Consider the following 20803-nt stretch of genomic DNA (forward strand, 5'->3'; position numbering starts at 1 on the left):
TTAAATAAGAACGAAAAGAGTTTTCTTATTCGATTATTTAAGTACGGTTTTCTTTAAAACTTCCGCACTATCTGTGGTAATAAATTCAACGATTTTGCCATTTTCGATTTTGAAAATACTCACCTTGTCGTCTTCGCTTGGTAAAAATGCCAGTTCATCATCTTCTTTGGCCAGTACGATGTTGTACTTTTGTTTTTGCATTTTTGGAATTGCAATATAGCTGCTAATAAGCCCCGGCATTCCACTGATGTCAGCGTAGTATTGAACATTGGCTTGTTGTAGCGTTTCGTTAGTTTGACCTGCAAACGCATCGCGCGTTACACGGCTGCTATCCATGTCATGGGCGAGCACTAGCCACTGGGTACTTGACTTAAATGAATGCGGTTTATCAAACTGGTCGTTAAGTGTTGGGAGCTTGATGTTATCGCCAATCGACAAGACTTTTGCGTTTACAGCAAATGTCAGTAATAGAGTAGAAAGAACAGCGATTTTTTTGAAAAGATGCATAGTGGCATACCTCATAAAGTGATGCGTGATATTTTTAGCTGTTATCTATAAATTGTCTAGCACCTTGTGCAAAGTGAAATGTCAGATAAAGTCGATGAAAAAAGCCAGCATATAGCTGGCTTTGGTATGCAGTTAGTAATTTAGCCATTAACTACAGCATATTTTTTGAAACCGTGATTTCGGTAAGCGCGTCTTTTAGCATCGTTTTATGCTCTTCGCTTTTGACTTTTGATAGTCCGATATTAATGACGGTTTTCGCTTCATTAAGTTGGTCCAGTCTTGCCAAAGCGCGTGCCCAATACTCGTATAAGTAGAGTTCTTGCTCGTTAAAAGTGACTGCAATTTCAAAAAGGAAAACGGCGTATTTAGGTGAGGTTTCCCAACTCTCATAGGCTAATTCTGCAAGCTCTTCGTCTGAAAGGTTGAGTGCATTTATCAGGGCTTTCGTTTGTTGTTGATAGCTCTGCCTTATATCAGTCAATGACTTCTTTGACTGTTTTGCATCATTTAATATCGAGAGCAGTTTATCGAGTGGTTGTTCGCGTTCAGCTTTGAGTGTTTGCCAATTTTTCTCGACTTCAATGCTTGCCAGTTCAATGGCTTTGTCTAGCGCTTGATCTTTTTTTGTTGCAACATGTGGCACCACACCGACCGTTTCCCAATTAGTTTTGGTGATAGGGTTTATGGCAGCACCCGTTGCAACAAACATTCTGAAGTTATCGTTGATGGTAAACATGCCACCTGGGTTCGCTGCACCTCGCGTGGTTTCGCCCACCAAAGTAGCGCGTTTTCTGGTTTGCATATTGTAGCTAAATTCTTCTGCTGCAGACGCGGTGCGATTACTGGTTAATACATATAGAGGTACATCAGGCAACTTCTCACCAGCGACCTCATCTAAAACGTAGTAGTCGATGGTTTCGTTGTCTTCTCTGTAATATAAGCTGTTTAATAACAGCTTTTTATCGAAGAAGTAACTACATAAATACTGAACTGTTCTTGGTGAGCCTCCACCATTTTTGCGCAAATCGATAATGATGGCGTCAGTATTTGCCAGTAGCTTCATTGCTGAGTCGATATATGGCTGGCTCTCTATTAAGCGGTAAAAGCCACGTAAGTCCATGTAGCCTATGTTATTTTCAAGTACTTTTGCGGCAACTACACCTTTGTTTTGTGAGCCAAAGCGGGGAGGGTTCAGTAAACTATCGCGTAAGCGAGATTCAGCGCCTTTAACTTCTTGGTTAACTGGGTTTGCTCTCACTCTTAGATGACGATCTTCGGCTGTTTCTTTTAACCAAATAGATAGAGCTTTGGCAAATTCTTCGCTGTCAGTGTGAGCCATAAACTCGCCTTGTTTGAAGGCCAGCTTTAATTTTTCATTGGTTTTTGTTGCCACTTCAGGGTAAACATAATATTCAGACATTAGTTCGCTTACTTTGTCGATTACTTGTTGTTTTTCGGTTTTTGAAATGGCTTGGGCAAGCGCTGTTTGGCTATTTAGGCCAATGAAGAGTGCAATAGAAAGTGCGGTTTTCTTAAATGATGTCATAGCATTTTTTCACAAAGTGTCCTTGTTAAGAAAAACTTACCAAGTTCGCACACGAAAAAATTGTAAAAAAGTTAAGTAAACTTAAAAAGGGTCGTATTTCCCTATAAATCGATTGTTGATAGTCGCCTGAAAGCCTTGATTTAATTGTGACTCGGCAGAGCTTAAATAGCGTTTGGGTGTTTGCCCGAGTAGGCTTTTAAACTCTCGATTTAAATGGGCTTGGTCAAAGTAGCCGGCATTAATAGCAGATTCTGTCAGTGTTTGAGTAGAAGATTGGCTGTACAGTAAAAAGTTGTTTAAGCGCCAAATTTTGCATAGCTCTTTAGGCAATAGGCCGATGTTATCGAGAAAGTGCTGCCTGAGAGTGACTTTACTTATCGAAAACCTCTCACACATGTCTGAAATTTTTATATCACCTCGGGCATTTAATATTGCGTTGGTTTCGGCTCTTAAGCGGGGAGAGATAACAAAGTCATTAGCAATAAATTGCGTGTGTAGCCAAGGCGTTATTTTCTCTATAATTACTTGCATTGATATGTCGATGTTGTCTTGATCAAAATGAGTTAGTTTCGGCAAAACATCAAGCAGGTAGCCTGAATGACTAAGTAATTGCGTGATCGATTCTATGGCGTTTTTCACTTCAAGTGATGACATAAACGCCTGTTTGAGAAATGAAAATGGCTTTAGCCTAACGCCAAAAATCCACTGCGGATGCATGCTACTGAGAGTGTACGCACTGATCTGTTGACCAACAATTGATGCTCCTGCGGGGATATGCTCGATAGATTGACTAACCCCTATTCTGGAAAAACAAATTGGCTGACAGTGAAAAAGTAAATCAAAGACGCCTTGTGGTATAAATAATGCCTGCTCTGAAAGCTTTTGGCACCAGAATACTTCGATTGAATGAGATAACCAAGATGGGGGAGGGAGCTCTAAGTAGTATTTTGATTTCAACATTGTATACCTATCATCGCTTGCTCAAAACAAGCTCAAGCCCTTCTGTCACGATACCAATCCCTAAAACAGTGGTAGTGACTTTATAACTCGTATAATGCAACTTCTTTTCTGAGCTGAAGTTAAGCATAAATATAGTGTCTCACTAGATTTTAAAATGGAGAAAATTGTCACGGTATGTGTATCTCAAGCCCTTAATTTAATCCTTTTGAATTACCGCTCTTTTTCTAATTCATATTTTTTCCTTATTTTGGTTTTAGTCTCAGAATTGGGGCACTTATAAGTGGCTTAATATTTCATAACCCTATGAACTTAAACTGAATAATAATAAATATCGAATTTACACAATCAAGGAAACGTGTAATCAAGCACTCGAAAGCTGTTTACAGGAGTAAACACCTGAGGAGAAAACACATGTTTGGACAACGTCACCACAGCGGTTTAGTTAAACTTTGCTACGCATCTTTGTTTAGCGCCGCACTTTTCGCCAATGCAAGCACATCAATTGAAACGAGCGCACCGACTGAACTTGTCGCCAAAGTACGTACCAGTACTGAAGTGGGTTTGAGCTGGCAAGCACCAGAAGGTGTATCGGGAATACGCGCCTATAGAATATTTCGTGATGGTCAGCGTATCGGCCGCACTACAATGACTTTTTTCGTCGACTCAAATGCATCACCCGGAGTAGCGCATACTTATCATGTTCAAGGGGTAGCACGCGGCAAGATCACAAGCCTAGCTTCAAATAGCGATACTGTAAAAACTTTAGCGCATGATAATAATGATGGTCTGAGAAATGGCTCGGTGATCCGCATTGGTATTGAAAGGTTAAGTGACCATTGCGGCAGCAACGATGTGACAGCGATTGCTGATGATGCTTTAAATGACTGTTTAGACAAAGTCCTTGATAGTGCAGGTATTGCCCCACAATTAGAAAACTTGCAGGCATATGTTGCCCGTTATCGCCGACAAGAAGATAGAGAGCTTATTGAATTAGGCAAACGCTTATTCTTTAGTAAAGCCTTAAGCCAGAATCACGATACATCATGTGCATCATGCCATCACCCAGCTGAGAGTTGTGGTAGTGATGGGCTTTCTCTGTCAATTGGTGTGGATGCCGAAAACCCAGATGTAATGGGATTGGGTCGAACAGATGGTATTACAGTGCCTGCGGTGGGCAGAACCTCACCTGCAGTGTGTAACTCAGCCCTGTGGGTTGGCAGTATGTTTTGGGATCAGCGTGTAAAACTCAGACAAGCCAATCGTGATAGCGAAGTAGGGCTTGTTTCAACCGCGCCTATTCAAACCCCAGAAATTGATGTAACTCGTGCTATGAACGAACAAGTGGATGCTAACGATCCGCTACGTTTATTGATGGCACAAGCACACTTCCCAATTACTGCACCTGCAGAAATGGGCGACCCAAGTGGGTTTGAATCACCGCAAGCTTACCGCGAATTTATCGCAGCTAGATTATCGACTCAGTGGAAGCCACTATTTGCAAAGGCATTTGGTGATGATTCAGTCAACTTTATGAGAATTGCCCGCGCAATGTCTGCATATCAGGCGTCATTTATGTTTATAGACAATCCTTTCTTTGATTATGTGCAGGGGGAGCATGAAAAATTAACGGCTGACGAAAAGCGTGGCGCGCTATTTTTCTATACTAGCGCTGGGTGCGCTAATTGCCATGATGGCGCGATGTTCACCCCTGAGCGAACTCGCGGACCTCTATACCCGCAAATTGGTTCACATGGTGTTGCTGACGGTAATGCGAAGAACCAATTCAGAATGCCAAGTCTACTTAATGTTGGCATAACAGCGCCATATGGTGATAAAGGCGTATTTGCTACATTAGAACGAGTGATTGAGCATTACTCAGATGTGACTGGCTCTCTAGAAAGGTTTTATGGCGAAAAAGAAACATGTCAGTTACCGCAATTTCAGCATTTGAGTGAATCGCAATGCGATGAAGTTGTAGGTGAAGCTGACAGTTTTGTACTTACATTAAATGAACAAAATCGAGCGGCCTCAGATAGAAGTGATGAAGCGATTATTAGAGGGTTTAGTGAAGAGCAAGTAAAGCTGTTAGCTGCATTTTTGCGCACTTTAACCGATCCTGAAGCTAAAGCGGGTAGTAACGAAGTAAAAGCGCTTATTCCACCCCAAGATGGCGGGCCAGATGGTCATCAGTTTGATGCCATTGATGGTCAAGGTAACGCACTGTAGATTAAAAAGGCTCAATAAAACAAATAGGGTGCTCAAAAAACAGCCCCTGTTTGTTTTATAAACATGACCTGCAAAATAATAGATTAAACCTATACTTAAGCTTGAGACTCATCAGATCGGAATCCTAATTCATCCTATGAGAAATTTGATAGCAAAAAGTCTACATTTGAAACTATTTTTATTGTTTGCGCTTTTGCTGGCAGGTTTTTCGTCAGTACATTTATTGATCCGCTATTATTGGACGCTACCTCAACTTGTGACGCTCGAAGTGGAGAATGATAAAAAAGATATCAAAAAGTTGGGTTCTGCATTTGCCAGAATTCAAAGCGAGATGCAAAGGCTAGCTTACGATAATGCAGTATGGGATGAAATGACTCGAGCTATGGAGCGCGAAGATACAACGTTTTTATCAAAAAATTATCACATCAAAGAATCTCTTCAGTCGCTAGATTTAAATGGAATGCATTTTTACGACTACACGGGAAAAGCCATCAGCCACTTCGCGTTAGAAAATAATGGAGAAGTTATCTCAGACTCGCTTTTTCAGATTGCCTCTGAACAACAAAAAGCGCAATTTTTAATTGTCCAAAGTGATGAACCAGTTCAACAACAGCAGCTACAATTTAAATCTGGGGTTATCAGTTTCAACGAAGAATTAATTCTGTTTGTAAGCAGTACAATAGTGCCCTCAGTGGGAACTGGAAAAGTTTACGGCAGCATGCTGGTTTGGACTTATTTAGATGATAAAATCAGCCGGCAACTTACTGAGATGATGCAGCGGCACATTCAATTACATACCTATTCAAATCTATCAAAAGAAAAATTGATTATTCCTTTCGAAAAATACAAAAGCTATCCAGAAATTAGGACTCAGGATGAGTTGATATATGTGTCTTTTAATGATGTATTCGGACAAGCGCAACTTGTGATGGCCTATAAGAAGCCAAAACGAATGTTCACAAATCAACTTATAGAATATTCCATGGGGATCGCTTTAATTAGTTCAGTGTTTATTCTCGCGTTTATTTATTACCTCATCGATAAAGTAGTGATAAATCCGCTCACTTCGTTGAGACGAACTGTGTATCGGGTCATTAAAGAGGGAGATTTTTCTCAGGAGACCAATATAAAAAGGCAGGATGAGATTGGTCACCTTGCACATCTAATTGATGGGTTGTTCTCAACAGTTGATACTCAAAAAACGATTTTAGTTGAAGCGAACCAAAAGCTACAAAAGCTCAGCGATACTGATGAGCTTACCAATATCGCAAATCGCCGAGCTCTGATGCAGTTTCTAAAACTTATTGAGCGAGAAAGAGAGAGCGCATTGTTTCCGGTCAGTTTAATGATGTTAGATATTGACCACTTTAAAGGTTTTAATGATCACTATGGACACCAAGCTGGTGACAATGTCATTAGTAAGGTTGCTGAAGCGCTAAACGGTAAAACGCGCTCTAATATGGATTTAGTAGCAAGGTATGGTGGTGAAGAATTTACTATTTTGCTTACTCAAGTGAGCGAAGAAGAAGCCTTATTGGTAGCAAATAAATTAAAACAAGCCATTTGGGATTTGAAAATACCGCATGAAAAATCCCCGACAGAGAAATATATTACCGCTTCTGTAGGCCTGACATCTTGCTTGCAAGCTGATGACTTTGAAATTGAGCAGATGTTTCGAATTGCGGATTCTGCATTATATGAGGCAAAAGATAGCGGTAGAAATGCTGTATTGAGCAAAATGTACAGAAAGCACAGTAGCGAAAATTAGAGGCTTTTTGTGTTGATTGAAAAGGGAAATAAAGAAAATATGAAGGGTTGGTTTTTAGCTATGCTTTATCTGCAAGAGTCAACAAGGCGAATGAGAGGTTCTTTTGCTATTCTGAATGTGAATTCTTAAATTTCAGGCTACCAGTTATCTAGCCATTGAGGGGCTTTGTGCGATTATTTCTTTTATTACTACTGATGTTATGTGGCAGTGGCCATACAAAGCAGCTTACTATAGCTATTGGCGACTACCCTCCGTTTGCAAGCAAGGCGTTACCAAAGCAGGGGATTGTGCCAAGAGTTATCAGAGCTGCTTTTGCCTCTGAAGGGTATACTGTTAAGTTTGAATTTATGCCGTGGGGAAGAAGCTTTGCTTCGGCATTAAAAGGGAAATACGATGCAGCTGCATTTTGGTTTTGTGTGCCAGAACGGAAAAAGAATTTTCATTGTTCTGAACCCCTCTATTACGAAGCCACTTATTTTTATTTTCGTAAAAGTAAACCGCTCACAGACTGGGGTAATTTATCAGAGTTAAGTGAGTTCAATATTGGAGCCACAAAAGGGTATAGCTACACGGAAGAATTTTGGGAATTCGCAAAGCGAGGTGTGTTAAATGTAAATACAGTCACATCCGATGTGCAAAATTTTAAAAAGCTCCTCAAAGGAAGAATAGATCTTTTTCCAATCGCAACCATTCCCGCCAAGCATATTCTTAAAGAGCATTTTGCAGCCGAAGAAGTTGAACAAGTAGCATTTCACGCAAAGCCTCTTATGGTAGAAAGTAGTCACTTACTGTTTTTAAAGCAGTCTAAGAAATCAGAGGTGCTGCTAAAAGCATTTAATAGAGGGTTAAGTGCCATTAAAGAGTCTGGGGAGTACCAAACTATCCTAAACTCTTTAGGCACATTTAAAACTTCTTCCGCAAAATATATATTTGTGAAGTAGTTACCAGTAATAGTCTAGCGTTAAGTACCAAGCAGCAAAGTCACCTTTATTAATACGCATATCACGGTCAAACCATGCATCCTGATTTAGGTATTCTAAGTAAACCCAGCCAGGGCCATAATTGTACCTAACACCTGGTGCCCAAGCGCTAACAGTAGAGTTTACCCCACCTTGGGTATTTGATTTTGCTAATGTTACATCAACTAAAAATGTCCAATCACCGACTTGATAACTTACTTCTGTATTATATCGGGTGTTCTTAATTTCATTAGGAAGGTTATTAGCGATGTAGTAGGCTTGCGGTAGTTGACGTTCACCGTCTATGTAACTCAGCTTTACGCTCAAGCTTTCAAACTGACCTTGGTAGTAAGCTGCCATTGCTTGATGCTCACCATCCGTCTGTTTTTTACCCGTCACAAACTCTTCGAGCTCCGCATTTTGTGCTGAAAACCCTAGGGTATGAGAGCTTGAAATATGCCACTGAAAATCACCAACTAAGGTGTTTAATTTCCGATAGGTATGTCGGCTTCCCCAATGTCTATTGTCGTCAGTGCTGTCTGTAGATGTACTTCGCCAGTCATCTCTTGGATAGTAAGCTATCTGAACAGTCGCATTACTAAAACTGCCTTGATACTTTAAACCGACATCCATTTGATCACCATATGCTGCAAGAAACATATCTCCAGGCCAAAAGTTGGCAGTTTTCCACGCAAATGGCAGTTGGCTCTTACCCATAACCAATTTGTGAGCTTCACTAAAATCATAGCTCACCCATGCCTTGTGTAGAACATAATCGGAGCCAGAGGTGTTGTTATCTGGATCAGAGAATCCTCCTGGTCCTAGCCTGAATTCAGCAGAATAGTGCCAAGGGCTGTGTTTATCATTTTTCTTGTCTAGATAAAAAATAAGCGCTTGATCACCTAGATTGGTGTCATAGCTGTTTTCATTATAGCTGTAGTTAATCCAAAAGCCGCCAGCATACCCTACTTCGGCAATGGCATTAGCTGATATGGTAATACACGGTGCAAATAGTAAATATGAGAGTTGACGCATAATATGTCCTAAATATACAACTACACTGCAATAATGATAGCGTAATTTAGCAACTTGACGTAACCAAATGCACTTACCATATTTATAAGAACACTCTTTACATGAATATGTTATGTCGATATCTAAAAAGCTTATTTGGGCGTTGCTAGCAACACTGTCAGCCCCAATATTGATTATTGCCATCATCATGGTGACTCAAGCGAGGCAGCAAGCGTTTGATAATTTTTCAACAGCGAATACGCGTGAAGTTGAGCAGGTTGATAATGCTATTTCAATGTTTTTTGCTGAGATAAGCAAAGATGTGATGTATATCGCACAGCACCCTGATGTAATCAAAGGACACTCAGGAGTTGCAACTTACATGTCTAGCAATGTTTCTACAGCTATGACACCTGAGAAAAATGGCACCATCGAAGCCAATATATTTGATTTATTTAATCAATTTGGCTCATCCCACCCAGGAATCGCTTACATCTATATGGGAAATCAGCAAGGTGGTTATACACAGTGGCCGAAAGGGAGTGTCAGCGCTAATTATGATCCCCGTCCTCGACCTTGGTTTAAAACCGGTCTTGAAGCAAGTTCACAGCCAATTAGAACCAGTGCCTATTATTGGGAGCCAGACGATGCAGTGATAGTTTCAACCGTCAAATCACTCAAAGATAACAGTGGCAATGTATTTGGTGTAACAGGCATGGATGTGTCGTTAAAAGGTCTGACAGAGCTGATACAAAATATAAAGTTAGGTGAATCCGGTTACTTGGTGTTGGTTGAAGATACGGGCACAATCTTGGTGGATGCAAAGCATCCAAGTAATAATTTTAAGTCGTTTTCTCAAGCTTCAAACGGGTTGTATACATCGTTATCGAGCAAGTCCTCTGGTCAAGCTGAAATAGATATTGGTGGTGATACTTATATAGCCAATATTTATACCTCACCTAACTTTAAATGGAAGTTTGTTGGGTTACTTAAGAAAAGTGAGGTGATGGCATCAGCGAATACGATGACTTGGATTATTGTGGTTGTTAGCGTTGTACTATTATTGCTGCTGTCACCATTAAGTGTGTATTTGGCGAGGTTAATTTCAAATCCAATTATTGAAGTCACAGATGGCCTTGAGCAAATATCACAGGGTGAAGGTGATTTAAGTCAGAGACTTCAAGTCAGAAGTAATGATGAAACAGGTAAACTGGCGAGTAGCTTTAACCAGTTTTTAGGCTCAATTGCGGCTTTAGTGAATGAGATAAATGATAGTTCTGGGAGTATTAATCAGTCTTCAGATAAAACCAAGGCGCTTTCTCAAAATTTAAGTAACTCAATTCAGATGCAACAAATGGCGTTGGAGCAAGCTGCTACTGCAATTAATGAAATGGCGGCAACAGCCAATGAGGTCGCCGCCAGTTGTGCCAGTGCTGCTGATTCTGCTAATCAAACTAAAGATGCGGCTATCGACGGCAAAATAGTGATTGAGAAAACCGTAGAGAGTGTGCAGAGCTTAAGCCGAACATTGAGTGATTCAGCGACAAATATTGAGCAATTAGATAATGAAAGTGAAAGTATTACGTCTATCTTAGATGTGATCCGTGGCATTGCTGAGCAAACTAATTTACTGGCCCTGAATGCAGCCATTGAAGCTGCTAGGGCAGGTGAACAAGGGCGAGGTTTTGCTGTTGTTGCTGATGAGGTAAGAGCCTTATCTGTTAGAACATCTGAATCAACAGAAGAAATTTCGACTCAGCTTTCTAAACTTCGTCAGATGACACAAAGTATTTCTCAAGAAATGAAGTCAAGTTTGCAAACGTCTAGTTTGACTGTTGATTACACCCAAGAAGCACAACAATCTTTTAATTCGATTACTGATTCCGTTGACTTAATTAGTGATATGAATTCACAAATTGCTACTGCGGCAGAAGAGCAACAGCATGTTGCTGAAGATATCAATCGTAATGTTGTTGATATTAAAACGGTTGCTGATGAGGTTGCTGAAGTGTCTGTCGTTGCTGAAAGTAATGCGCAAAACTTATCAGAGCTGGCAACAAGGTTAAATGCATTAGTTGGTCGATTTAAGACATAGTGAGGTTTTGCACTGTAAAGGCCCTTTACAGTAAGTTATGTATAGATATTAGTTTACGTGTGACTGAGTGCATCTATACGTATTTCTTGATGCGCAAACGCATATAAAAGTTTAAAGCTAAGTGGTTTTTTACTCTTTCCGGTTAGCTCTGTGACTTGTTGTGTTTGATTATTTTCATCAAGAGTTATTACGCCCATACTCCAACTTTTAAAGTTCCGATTTTCAATCGGGTTACTGATAATAGCCTCGACATTACAGTGTCGAGAATCAGAAGCAATCAATCTAAATAAGGCTAATACTTTTTGTTCTTGCCCTTCTATGACTTGCATGAAGTTTTTACCATCGTAAAGTAACATACCAGTTATGCCTTCAATTTTATTTCGACGTTCACATTCATGCCTCAACACTTCAAGCTCAGTCCAAGCGAGGGGGGCGGGTGTAGCACTAGTAAAAATAAACTCAATCAACATGTTAGGTTATTAACTGAAGTAATAGCTCTAAATAAAGTAGTATAAAAAGTTTAAGTTGGCATATAAATTTTCTTTTTGGGGCTTATTGAATCGGTTATGGATTGTGAATGAGCAGATACCTAGTTGCTGGATATCTGCTTTGAACGAGCTTAAAGAGATTCTTGGAGTAGGCTGCGAGTGATAGAACAGTCATCAATCACTTGTGTAACGTAATCGTTCGCAATTTGAACCATGTTTTTTAAGTGGCTAGGCAAATTTGCTACGACAGCCTTTTGAAAATCGAGTGAGCGGCGATCTCCTCGCATATGGGCGAGTGCAAGCGCTTCACCACAGCTCAGCGCATACTGAATAACGCCGCCTTTATCGGCTGCTCTCTTACCTAACAAAAAGTGTTCAGAATCAATGCCTACTCGGGCGTGGTGTCGTGAGCGTAGTAACCAATGTTTGTCTTGCCAAATAGTGTCATCAAGGATTAAATCAGGTCTACGCTGCATTTTCCTTTGGCAGTTGACTGTCAAATGCGCCGCAGAGAGTCGATTGTTTACTGATATCTTTGGAAAGTACTTAATGGGCGCAGCTTCTCTTTGCTGTTTAATTTCAACAATATGTGTTTTAGCTGCATCATGGGGCTGGCTCGGGCCCACTAAGACATAGTAGCGACCTAAATTATTTGAACCTGTGCCTGCGTTATGGCGCATGACGATATCGAGAATTTCATCGTCCATAAAAGGCCTGAACTGCATATACAGATTTTCATAAATATCATCTGGTAAAGGAATAAACTTGTCTGGATTCTGCTTGAACCGCCATTGCACTAAATCGACCTCTTTAGCTAAGGTACTTTTAGTCATGAAAGCTTCACCACCGACTACTCTAGTCAAAGCCTTTTGCCAGCGCTTATACAAAATGTGACCTTTGGAGAATACGGTGAGTGCAGTTTGGTTGTCGTTTTTCTTCTGTAAAGAGCGCTCGCATGTTTCGATATATGAAGTTAAGAAAGCATGCTGAGCAGAATGAACTTGTTGCTCATCAGCAAGCGGTTTAGATTTGAGCTTGTCACACTCAGACGCCGCCTGAATTTGCTCAGCTTCTGCTCGTGCTAAAGGTAGGCTCACCAAAAACCTTATTAAGTCCCAACTGGCGTGGCCAAAACAAGCGTCATCAAAATCATTGGGAGAGAACACAACTGTTTCACCATGAGACCCTTCTTCACTTAAAAAACCAAAGTTACTCGTATGGCAGTCACCCATAATTGTAGTAAGAGGAATATTCAGTAAAGACTCAGGTAAAGTGATTAAGTGGCTTGCCAAGTCGCGATACATGAGTGGGGCAGAACCACGTAAAAATTGAAATGGGCTATTGACCATTTTTTTGTGTTTTGAGAGTTCAGAAGAGGGGGCGCACCCATCATGTTCTTTGAAATATTGAACCAGCGTTTGTTGTCTTTCCACGAGTATTCCTTTGATGAACGTTTACTCACAGGTAGAGATATTGCGAGCAATGAAATTAATATCATTGTAACTATAAATACATTGCCCGCAATATTAGAAATCAGTTCAACGTTTATCGCGAAAATTTAATATTGTGCTTGCGCTAACTCTGTTTTTTCAGCCAGCTTGCAAGGCGTTCTAGCAGTTTAATGAAACTGATGCTAGAAGAAAAAAGTGAGCACTTAGCTTATTTCTACAGGACGTTTAGGCCTTGCTTCAAAATTACCACCGCAGTTGGGACACACATTATCAAACTCTTTTTCTACACAGTGTCTACAAAAAGTGCATTCATAACTACAGATCATTGCCTCAGTTGAATCTGAAGGCAAAGCTTTATCGCAGTATTCGCAATTGGGTTTTAATTGGAGCATGTGTTGTTCTCTATTTTTCGATTTCAGCCAGTACCGCTGATAGCACAGGGTCTTTGCCTTGCTGATAATCTATCCATGAAGTTTCAATCAACTCATCAGGGTGGACAGCATCTGTATCTTTAAAAAGAAACGGGTAATAGCGTTTTGATACACTCAGCTTTCTTTTTGAGTTAGGCAAAACGAAGCGATAGCTTTCGGAGAACTGGTTGGGATCACCACCGGTTGGCGTGCCGAAAATACGCGCATTGAGAATTTGTTTAAACTGTATGGTGTTACTCATTGCCGCTGAAAAGGTGTGTTCATCTGTGAAAACAAAGACACCTGTTTTCCAATTAAATTGGTCCAAAGGTAACAAGCAAGATGAAAAAGCTAAACCGGTGTAAAAACTACCACCGCCATTACCTCTAAAGTCGATAATTAAATACTGAGATTTAGCAGTCACTAATTGTTTTTGCAGTGCTTTGCACTCTGCAATTACCTGCTCAAAGCTAGGGTAGGCATCAAAATCAAAGTAAGCGATTTTATTTTCTTTTAACAAGCTTAAGCTTATACCCGGCATACCGATATCTAGCTTGTTTAATTTATCTGAGTGACTTTTAAAAGCCGAACTGAGTTTGGCAAATTCGCTCATCTCAACAGGGGTTATTTGTTCGAAGAGTGTATTTCCCTCAAGGTTAAACTCAAACTTTGTCGCGGCATTTTCTTTTACAAAGCCAAGGCCAAGTAACAGCTTATGTAACGTTAAGTAGTATTCAAAGCGGGTTTTTGCACTAAATTGATTGTCGACGCCGGGTAACATCGGACTGAGTATGTCAAATAACGTATTGACGGGTAATCCATTGATTGCTTTGAGTTCTGCCCCAATCAGATGCTGATATTGTTGGGTAGCATCTACTACTCGTAATTTATTTTCAAAGAATTTGTATCTGAGCGGAAAATGTTGGTGAGGCCCAGACATCATGAAGTAGTTGGTGTGTCCGTCGCTAATGGCACCTGTTATCACCATTAATCGTGCTTCTACTTGAGGCTCACTGAGTAGTGGTAAATCTTGTTTAAGCTCTTTCAATAGTTTCGCAAAGTCACTCTCAGCAAGCGTATGAAACGGTTCAATATGCTTGGTTCTGACTTGGCTTTCATAGAAGTTAATGTCTTCTAGCCAAGCTTGCTGCTGTTTAATTGAGAGTGTGTCTGCATATATGTCAAAGCTACAAAATGCGATAACGAGTAATTTAAAAACTAATTTCATGCGTGAGTGCCCTTAGCATACTGCGAAGGTGAAAGGCCAAATTGCTTTATGAAAGCACGTCGAAAACTATCGTAATTGTTAAAGCCTAATTTTTGCGAGATAAGTTGCAGGCTGATGTTTTCTTCACACAATAAATCTCTAGCATGATTAAGTTTGAGTACCCGAAAATAATGGCTAGGTGTGCAATTAAGATGCTGTTTAAAAAGTCGTGTGAGTTGACGCTCGCTCAAGTTACAAAACTCTGCCATACGAGTGACGGTGACAGATTTGTCTAATTGTGTGCTTAACCAATCTATTAATGGTGAGAGCTTTAAACTTTCACCAGACTGAAGTTCTAAGATATCAGAGTATTGTTGCTGTGAGCCTGCACGTTGTAAGTACACCACCAAATCTTTAGCGACTTTGGCAGCCATGCTATTGCCATAGTCTTCGCGAATAATTGCCAAAGCTAAGTCAACACCAGAAAGTACACCTGCGGATGACCAGATATTTTCATCTCGAATAAAAAGTGGTTCAGGTGTGACAGTTTTATTTGGATTTTGCATGGCTAAGCTATCGCAATGTCGCCAATGTGTTGTAATCGTAAAGGCTTTATCATCAAAGAGTTTGGCGAGAATAAACGCCCCTGTGCAGATGCTGAAGACGCGTTTTGCTTTTTTAGCTATGTTTGACAATGCATTGAGTTCTTTTATGCTCAATTGCAGAGTACGCATGCCTGTACCTCCACAAATGATTAAATCATCAAACTCAAACTCTCCTTGAAGGCAATAATCAACGCTCACACTTTGCCCATATGCCGTGTGCACGGCACCTTTTGAAATGCCTAATAACTTACATTGATAAGCATTTGCTTGAAAGTTATTGGTTTCCATAAAAGCTTCTAGTGGACCAAAGAGGTCAAGTGCCTGAAAGCCATCAGCAATAAAATAGACTTGTTTTACAGTCATTTAAGTTGTTCTTTTAAGTTTCTGTTTATAGATTAATCCTATAATAGGATAAGCAAATGTGTCATTTTATACTTATAAACGACAAAAAAAGACATTTTAAGCCTGGCTGTAAAAATATATAAATGAAATGTAGTAAAAAGAAAAAAGCCTACTAGGTGAGACGAATGAGGGAGCTATAACTCAATAATAGTTTACACCGAGATTATTTAACTTGGTGAAGTGTGTGGGTAAAGCAGTCCTCGTATTAAAGCGGCGATGCGTATGATAAATGATCATTCTAATAACATGCTTTATTCGCAATAAGATCTTGATTGATGCCGCTTAAAAGTAAATTTGATGTTCCATAAATAGTCGAATCATTTGTTTACAGCGGTTATTTTTGTACTAACCTCATCTTAAGAAAGAAAACTTTTTGCAGAGTTAAGTTATGAGAAAATCGATTTTATACACGCTTTGTTTTTGTTCTTTTCCCACTCTTGCAGACACTTCAGTTACGATTACTGGAGTGTCAGATTATCTGTTTAATGGGGTGAGCCAAACACAAGAAGATCCAGCCATTCAAGCTAGTTTTGATTGGGCAGGAGACACAGGCTGGTATGCAGGTGTTTGGGGCTCTAATGTTGACTTTGGTGAAGATACAAATATTGAGTTTGACGGTTATGTTGGCTATTACACTGCATTGAATGATGTGCTGAATTTAGATGTTGGTATTGCCCAATACACGTATCACGGCGCTGATGTGAGTTCTAGTTACAATTACGCTGAAGCTTATGCAAAGTTCAATTATGGCAACACTAATTTAAACTTTTGGTATGCATGGGATTATTTTGGTACGGGTGCAGGCCATAGCATTGTTATGCTCACTCATAACTTCCCTGTTAACGAGTCATTCTCGGTTGATGTAGGCATCGATTACTCTATGAGTATGGATGATGATAAATGGACTTGGGAGGGTAAAGACGATGACTACATTCACTGGCGAGTGACGGGTAATTACTCTGTCAGTGGTTGGGACTTATCTTTGGGTTACGAAGACACCGATCTCGACACCTATGGTGACTCGACCATTTTGTTTACAGTAGGCAAAACCTTTAGTTTATAAATAACCTCAGCTACTTCACCTCTATATTACACTGAACGGCCATTTCCATAATTCATTCAGGGAATGGCAATTCTTGATTTTCTTCCTATGCTTAAATTTAGACATAAACTTGAAACATTAGTTTTTCATACTCTTACTTTTATCTAAGGTATTGTTTGATGGAGTTAAAAAGGTGCTGTGTTGCTCTGCTATTCGCTTCGGCCTATGCTATTTCTTCAGAGCAATCGCTCACCATTTATACAGAAGAGTTTCCACCTTATAACTTTCTAGAAAAAAGTACTGTTGTGGGCGTGAATGCAGATATTGTGGCTATGGCTTGTAAAATGGCGAATATAACATGCAAGTTTGCACTATACCCTTGGAAACGCGCGATGACATTGAGTTTAAAAGACGGCCGCAGTGGCCTAATGTCTACTTCCAGGCTGCCGAGCAGAGAAAAGCAATTTCAATGGGTTGGTCCACTTATTTCTAGTCCAGCCTGTTTTTATAAGCTTGCTGAACGAGATGATATTCGAATAAACAATATAGAAGAGCTGGCTAATTATACGGTTGCTTTACACAAAGGCGACGCATATGAAGAGATTCTGAAACAATGGGGGTATAAAGAACATATCAACTATATTCCGTTTTCTGAAAAGTTTGACGAAATAAAAGCCTTCACTGAAGGCAAGCTTGATTTATTTATTGCCTCTGCAAATAGTTTGCGATTTCATATTCAAAACTATCGCCTGAGAGAAGATCAAGTGACCCCCGCGTTTGTGATTAGCGATCCCCGTCTAGGTGGCAATTATTTAGCCTTAAATAAAACCGTGTCAGAAGATATGGTTTTACTTTTGCAAAAAGCCGTCGATGAAATTTATGCTAAAGAGTTAGACTTACCCATTAAAGCTCGCTACCTCGAAACCATCACACAAATTTCAGAGCAAGAACTCTCGCTAGAAGCCCGTTGCACGCACCAATAATATGCATTCTATGAATAGCCGTTATTTACCTAAGAGATTGTAAATTTTTAAGTTTAACTGCTTAAGTAAGTATTACCTTGGCTTAAATTGGAATCATAAATGCCTGTTTTTACGACCCCAGAACTGTACGACGAATACGGCGACACTTTACAAGTTATGGAGCATGGCTTGGCACATTTTGGTAAATCACGCTATATGAAAGGCCAAGCCGTTATTATCCGCTGCCCAGAAGATAACAGCCTAGTTGGCGAGTTTTTAAGGCAACCGGGTGACAATAAAGTTTTAATTGTTGATGCTAAAGGCTCTAAATCATTCGCTTTTCTGGGGGATAACCTGACTATATCAGCCATTAAAAATCGATGGTCTGGCATTATCATTAATGGTTGTGTTCGCGATGTAGAAATATTAAAAACGTTACCCTTTTGTGTCATGGCGCTAGGACATGTGCCGCGTAAAACCAAAAAGCAGGGTTTAGGCTGTGTTCTGAGCTCAATTTCTTTACTCGGTGCAGAGGTGTCAGAAAGTGACTGGGTGTATGCAGATGAGAATGGGGTGGTGATCAGTAAAACTGAGATTTAGAGAGAGGGATTGTTGTCGCATTGGCGACGGCAACCAAAGGGCGGCTGCCGCCTACCACCCTCTGGACTCCCACGGCGCCCCTATATCTCGCTAAATCTTCAAATAACTAATTGATGTGAACGTAACCGCGATGTATTCGCCATCCTTGGCGAAATCATCGCTTGGCTCGCATCCATGCGATCGCATTACTCATCAATTACTTATTTTCAGGCGTGATACAAGGGGAAAGGGCGTTGTCTGCAGCTCCTGTTTTCAAAGATACAAATTGCAAGATGCGACTCCCATCATTGTGAAAATATTTCCCTTCTTTGTTATGGCATTAGGGCACGTTCCGCGTAAAACCAAAAAGCAAGGTTTAGGTAGTGTACTAAGCTCGCATACTTTACTTGCCGCAGACGTGTCAGAAGATGATTGGGTGTATGCAGATGATCAGTAAAACTGAGGAGTGCTGTTAGCAAAAATGCTCATTTAATCTATTCATTTTGAAATCGTAGTTAGTTAATATTTTTCCGTGACTATATTTTTGAGATTGAAGAAATAATGGAATATATAATTGTCGAAGATGACTACCTTTCTGAGCCAAGGCTGAATTTAATTTCGCCTCTGACAATGGATGTTATCGACTTTATCAACGCAAAGAATTACAAATCTATTTTGCTAAATCAAAGGTTGGGATGGAAGAGCCAGGAATTAGGTCTTTTAACGAAAGTTAAAAACTTAAAATGTCTATACCTCATGGACGATGAGATAAAAGACTTGGCTATGATTGAAGATTTACAAGATTTGGAGTATTTGCACTTAGAATGCTTAGGTGTGAAACAAGGATTTAATTTCGAGAAGCTTACTAACTTGAAAGTTGTAAAAATTGATTGGCGTCCTTGTTTTGAAAGCTTGCATCAAGTAGGTTGGTTATTGCAATTGAGAATAGACAAATACAAAAATAAAGATTTATCCAAGTTCAAAACTTCGCCTAATCTGAATAGGTTTGAGTTAGTACAAGCTACAATAGAGTCTACTAACGGTATTAAACAGTTTGTAAGGCTCAAAAATTTAATGCTTTATAGATGCAGTAAGTTAAAGGACATCTCGGAATTAGCGCTTACGGCTCTGTCTGAATTAAGACTAGAAACGTGTAAGAAAGTTGAAAATCTAGAAGCCGTATTTTGTATCAAAAGTATTGAATCTCTTATTTTAGAAAAGTGCAATTCTTTAAACAGCATCAAAGGCATATCCAACTTGCCTCTAAGGAAAGTTAGGATAAGTGATACAGTCATTGTGGATGGAAACCTATCTGAAATATTAAGCCTTAAAAATTGCAATATTTTCTTTGATAATAAGAAGCATTATTCACACAAGTATGTTTGGATAAATGATTACTCCGAGAAGGCAATCATACCTGTATAACAGCGTCCGCCAATGGCACACACCTAATTTTTAGTCTCTATCTTCATCCAGCAAATCTAATAAGAGAATTAAAAGAAGACTTATAGTATTCATGCTTTTTATGTCCACTACTCACAAATCAAATTGTCGATAGAAAACGTACGCTTGGTGTCTGAATCGCTCAAGAAGTCGGCAAAATTACACTGGTTAAAACGTTTTTGCTGCAATGCTGACATGAAGGCTTTATAGGCTTTAATGTTGCTGTGTTGAAAAATAGAATGTTTTATTCTTTCTGGCTGTCTTTTCCCTTCACTTATTTCTTTAATCATGACCATGGCATAGGCGCCGAGCGTTACGTGTCCTCCCACGGATACGGTTAGTCGATCTTCTGGTATGTCATTGTCCCAATTTATGCCACCAATCCTTGTGATAGGTGGGCGAAGATAATTGCGTACTGCAGCTGTGGCGCCACACGCCATCGCATCGTTAGCAGCCCAAATAATGTCTATATTTTTACGTTTGATCACCCCTTTTACTTTCTCGAATGCATGTTGTTTTGACCAGTTTGCAACCGTACTATCGACCAGTTGGATATTGGGATGCAATGCGAGGAAATCATCCAGTCCCTGCTTTCGTTCAATAGACGCTGGAGAAGTTGCGTCGCCATGTAAAGCCAATACAGTGACTTTAGATTGTTCTCTAGGGGAGATTAATTGGTAACTCTTGTATAACTGCTCTGCGAGTTTAAAACCAGCATCATAATTATTTGGAATAAGGCTGCCGGAGTAATAGACTCGTTGCTCGGCTGTCAATGAATCAAGCTCTTCGTCAGAGAGGTCGTTAAGTAACATGAAAACATTAATTTTTTTCGCAGTGATTTTCTTAACAAGCTGAATCGCAACTCCCTTTTCGTTTACGATAACAGCAAAATCGGGCTTTGCTTTGATAACTTCATCGGCAAAAGACTTCATAAGTATATGATTGCGATTTGCGTAAATAGTTCTCAAGTTAATATTTAAATCGCGAGCAGCTTCTTGCATAAAGTAATTTACATTTGGCCAAAAGTGCCCAGTCGGATTATCTGCGGGGTGTCCAGGGTTTAGAAACATCACATTCGGCTCATTTGCCTTTACGCTCGTAAAGGGAAAAAAACAAAACAACGTAAAAATAACTAAAAC

Annotated in this window: 19 protein-coding genes; 9 read left to right on the forward strand and 10 right to left on the reverse strand. The window is 39.9% G+C overall.

The features are described 5' to 3' along the window. Positions 1-33: 33 nt before the first annotated feature. The 3 genes from PP2015_RS18320 to PP2015_RS18330 all read right to left on the reverse strand — a co-directional run bounded on the left by PP2015_RS18320 (position 34) and on the right by PP2015_RS18330 (position 3013). Entirely contained in the window at positions 34-507 is a 474-nt protein-coding gene (locus PP2015_RS18320; protein ID WP_058031948.1) for a hypothetical protein, read from the reverse strand. A 151-nt stretch (positions 508-658) separates the two neighbouring features. Further along, positions 659-2053, reverse strand: coding sequence for a S41 family peptidase (locus tag PP2015_RS18325; protein ID WP_058031949.1), 1395 nt, complete (start codon positions 2051-2053; stop codon positions 659-661). Between the two features lie 81 nt (positions 2054-2134). Continuing rightward, positions 2135-3013 (reverse strand): helix-turn-helix domain-containing protein, encoded by an 879-nt coding sequence (locus tag PP2015_RS18330; protein ID WP_058031950.1) that lies wholly within the window; start codon positions 3011-3013, stop codon positions 2135-2137. Positions 3014-3424: 411 nt separating this feature from the next. Between PP2015_RS18330 and PP2015_RS18335 the strand changes: the two genes are divergently transcribed. From PP2015_RS18335 to PP2015_RS18345, 3 genes are all read left to right on the forward strand, one after another. Continuing rightward, positions 3425-5239, forward strand: coding sequence for a cytochrome c peroxidase (locus PP2015_RS18335; protein WP_058031951.1), 1815 nt, complete (start codon positions 3425-3427; stop codon positions 5237-5239). Between the two features lie 166 nt (positions 5240-5405). Then, positions 5406-7007: a sensor domain-containing diguanylate cyclase gene (locus tag PP2015_RS18340; protein WP_169792733.1), complete on the forward strand. Its 1602-nt coding sequence runs from the start codon at positions 5406-5408 to the stop codon at positions 7005-7007. A 194-nt stretch (positions 7008-7201) separates the two neighbouring features. After that, positions 7202-7948 (forward strand): substrate-binding periplasmic protein, encoded by a 747-nt coding sequence (locus PP2015_RS18345; protein ID WP_058031953.1) that lies wholly within the window; start codon positions 7202-7204, stop codon positions 7946-7948. On the opposite strand, the gene PP2015_RS18350 is transcribed toward PP2015_RS18345, so the two are convergent. Further along, positions 7949-9001: a porin gene (locus tag PP2015_RS18350; RefSeq protein WP_058031954.1), complete on the reverse strand. Its 1053-nt coding sequence runs from the start codon at positions 8999-9001 to the stop codon at positions 7949-7951. A 112-nt stretch (positions 9002-9113) separates the two neighbouring features. Between PP2015_RS18350 and PP2015_RS18355 the strand changes: the two genes are divergently transcribed. Beyond that, entirely contained in the window at positions 9114-11075 is a 1962-nt protein-coding gene (locus tag PP2015_RS18355) for a methyl-accepting chemotaxis protein (RefSeq protein ID WP_058031955.1), read from the forward strand. A gap of 53 nt (positions 11076-11128) precedes the next feature. On the opposite strand, the gene PP2015_RS18360 is transcribed toward PP2015_RS18355, so the two are convergent. The 5 genes from PP2015_RS18360 to PP2015_RS18375 form a co-directional block, all read right to left on the reverse strand. Continuing rightward, positions 11129-11545: a BLUF domain-containing protein gene (locus PP2015_RS18360; RefSeq protein WP_058031956.1), complete on the reverse strand. Its 417-nt coding sequence runs from the start codon at positions 11543-11545 to the stop codon at positions 11129-11131. Between the two features lie 149 nt (positions 11546-11694). Next, positions 11695-12996, reverse strand: a complete 1302-nt coding sequence (locus tag PP2015_RS18365; protein WP_058031957.1) for a DUF2252 family protein — start codon at positions 12994-12996, stop codon at positions 11695-11697. A 221-nt stretch (positions 12997-13217) separates the two neighbouring features. Beyond that, positions 13218-13406, reverse strand: coding sequence for a DUF1272 domain-containing protein (locus PP2015_RS21710; RefSeq protein ID WP_083496674.1), 189 nt, complete (start codon positions 13404-13406; stop codon positions 13218-13220). 10 nt (positions 13407-13416) lie between these two features. Next, positions 13417-14652: a S41 family peptidase gene (locus PP2015_RS18370; protein WP_058031958.1), complete on the reverse strand. Its 1236-nt coding sequence runs from the start codon at positions 14650-14652 to the stop codon at positions 13417-13419. Continuing rightward, on the reverse strand, positions 14649-15599 hold the full coding sequence (locus tag PP2015_RS18375; RefSeq protein ID WP_058031959.1) for a GlxA family transcriptional regulator: 951 nt from the start codon (positions 15597-15599) through the stop codon (positions 14649-14651). The genes PP2015_RS18370 and PP2015_RS18375 overlap by 4 nt, the downstream gene beginning before the upstream one ends. Before the next feature lie 427 nt (positions 15600-16026). Here PP2015_RS18375 and PP2015_RS18380 point away from each other — a divergent pair, with 427 nt between their 5' ends. From PP2015_RS18380 to PP2015_RS18395, 5 genes are all read left to right on the forward strand, one after another. After that, positions 16027-16701, forward strand: coding sequence for a TorF family putative porin (locus tag PP2015_RS18380; RefSeq protein WP_058031960.1), 675 nt, complete (start codon positions 16027-16029; stop codon positions 16699-16701). Positions 16702-16859: 158 nt separating this feature from the next. Next, a complete protein-coding gene (locus PP2015_RS18385) occupies positions 16860-17663 on the forward strand; it encodes a substrate-binding periplasmic protein (protein ID WP_058031961.1) in 804 nt (267 codons plus the stop codon). Positions 17664-17762: 99 nt separating this feature from the next. After that, on the forward strand, positions 17763-18242 hold the full coding sequence (rraA, locus tag PP2015_RS18390; protein ID WP_058031962.1) for a ribonuclease E activity regulator RraA: 480 nt from the start codon (positions 17763-17765) through the stop codon (positions 18240-18242). A 265-nt stretch (positions 18243-18507) separates the two neighbouring features. Further along, entirely contained in the window at positions 18508-18678 is a 171-nt protein-coding gene (locus PP2015_RS21950; protein ID WP_157599113.1) for an RraA family protein, read from the forward strand. 104 nt (positions 18679-18782) lie between these two features. Then, entirely contained in the window at positions 18783-19646 is an 864-nt protein-coding gene (locus PP2015_RS18395) for a hypothetical protein (protein ID WP_058031963.1), read from the forward strand. A gap of 107 nt (positions 19647-19753) precedes the next feature. Here the strand turns inward: PP2015_RS18395 and PP2015_RS18400 are convergent, their stop codons facing one another. After that, complete coding sequence (locus tag PP2015_RS18400) at positions 19754-20734, reverse strand: ABC transporter substrate-binding protein (RefSeq protein ID WP_227009282.1); 981 nt, start codon at positions 20732-20734, stop codon at positions 19754-19756. Positions 20735-20803: the final 69 nt, after the last annotated feature.

It is taken from the genome of Pseudoalteromonas phenolica (assembly GCF_001444405.1).
Classification (GTDB): Bacteria; Pseudomonadota; Gammaproteobacteria; order Enterobacterales; family Alteromonadaceae; genus Pseudoalteromonas; species Pseudoalteromonas phenolica.

What these genes read in the sequence shown, in the direction of transcription:
- PP2015_RS18320 (WP_058031948.1), bottom strand. Translation starts at nt 507, where the DNA reads ATGCATCTTTTCAAAAAAATCGCTGTTCTTTCTACTCTATTACTGACA.
- PP2015_RS18325 (WP_058031949.1), bottom strand. Translation starts at nt 2,053, where the DNA reads ATGACATCATTTAAGAAAACCGCACTTTCTATTGCACTCTTCATTGGC.
- PP2015_RS18330 (WP_058031950.1), bottom strand. Translation starts at nt 3,013, where the DNA reads ATGTTGAAATCAAAATACTACTTAGAGCTCCCTCCCCCATCTTGGTTA.
- PP2015_RS18335 (WP_058031951.1), top strand. Translation starts at nt 3,425, where the DNA reads ATGTTTGGACAACGTCACCACAGCGGTTTAGTTAAACTTTGCTACGCA.
- PP2015_RS18345 (WP_058031953.1), top strand. Translation starts at nt 7,202, where the DNA reads ATGTTATGTGGCAGTGGCCATACAAAGCAGCTTACTATAGCTATTGGC.
- PP2015_RS18350 (WP_058031954.1), bottom strand. Translation starts at nt 9,001, where the DNA reads ATGCGTCAACTCTCATATTTACTATTTGCACCGTGTATTACCATATCA.
- PP2015_RS18355 (WP_058031955.1), top strand. Translation starts at nt 9,114, where the DNA reads ATGTCGATATCTAAAAAGCTTATTTGGGCGTTGCTAGCAACACTGTCA.
- PP2015_RS18360 (WP_058031956.1), bottom strand. Translation starts at nt 11,545, where the DNA reads ATGTTGATTGAGTTTATTTTTACTAGTGCTACACCCGCCCCCCTCGCT.
- PP2015_RS21710 (WP_083496674.1), bottom strand. Translation starts at nt 13,406, where the DNA reads ATGCTCCAATTAAAACCCAATTGCGAATACTGCGATAAAGCTTTGCCT.
- PP2015_RS18370 (WP_058031958.1), bottom strand. Translation starts at nt 14,652, where the DNA reads ATGAAATTAGTTTTTAAATTACTCGTTATCGCATTTTGTAGCTTTGAC.
- PP2015_RS18375 (WP_058031959.1), bottom strand. Translation starts at nt 15,599, where the DNA reads ATGACTGTAAAACAAGTCTATTTTATTGCTGATGGCTTTCAGGCACTT.
- PP2015_RS18380 (WP_058031960.1), top strand. Translation starts at nt 16,027, where the DNA reads ATGAGAAAATCGATTTTATACACGCTTTGTTTTTGTTCTTTTCCCACT.
- PP2015_RS18385 (WP_058031961.1), top strand. Translation starts at nt 16,860, where the DNA reads ATGGAGTTAAAAAGGTGCTGTGTTGCTCTGCTATTCGCTTCGGCCTAT.
- rraA (WP_058031962.1), top strand. Translation starts at nt 17,763, where the DNA reads ATGCCTGTTTTTACGACCCCAGAACTGTACGACGAATACGGCGACACT.
- PP2015_RS18395 (WP_058031963.1), top strand. Translation starts at nt 18,783, where the DNA reads ATGGAATATATAATTGTCGAAGATGACTACCTTTCTGAGCCAAGGCTG.
- PP2015_RS18400 (WP_227009282.1), bottom strand. Translation starts at nt 20,734, where the DNA reads ATGTTTCTAAACCCTGGACACCCCGCAGATAATCCGACTGGGCACTTT.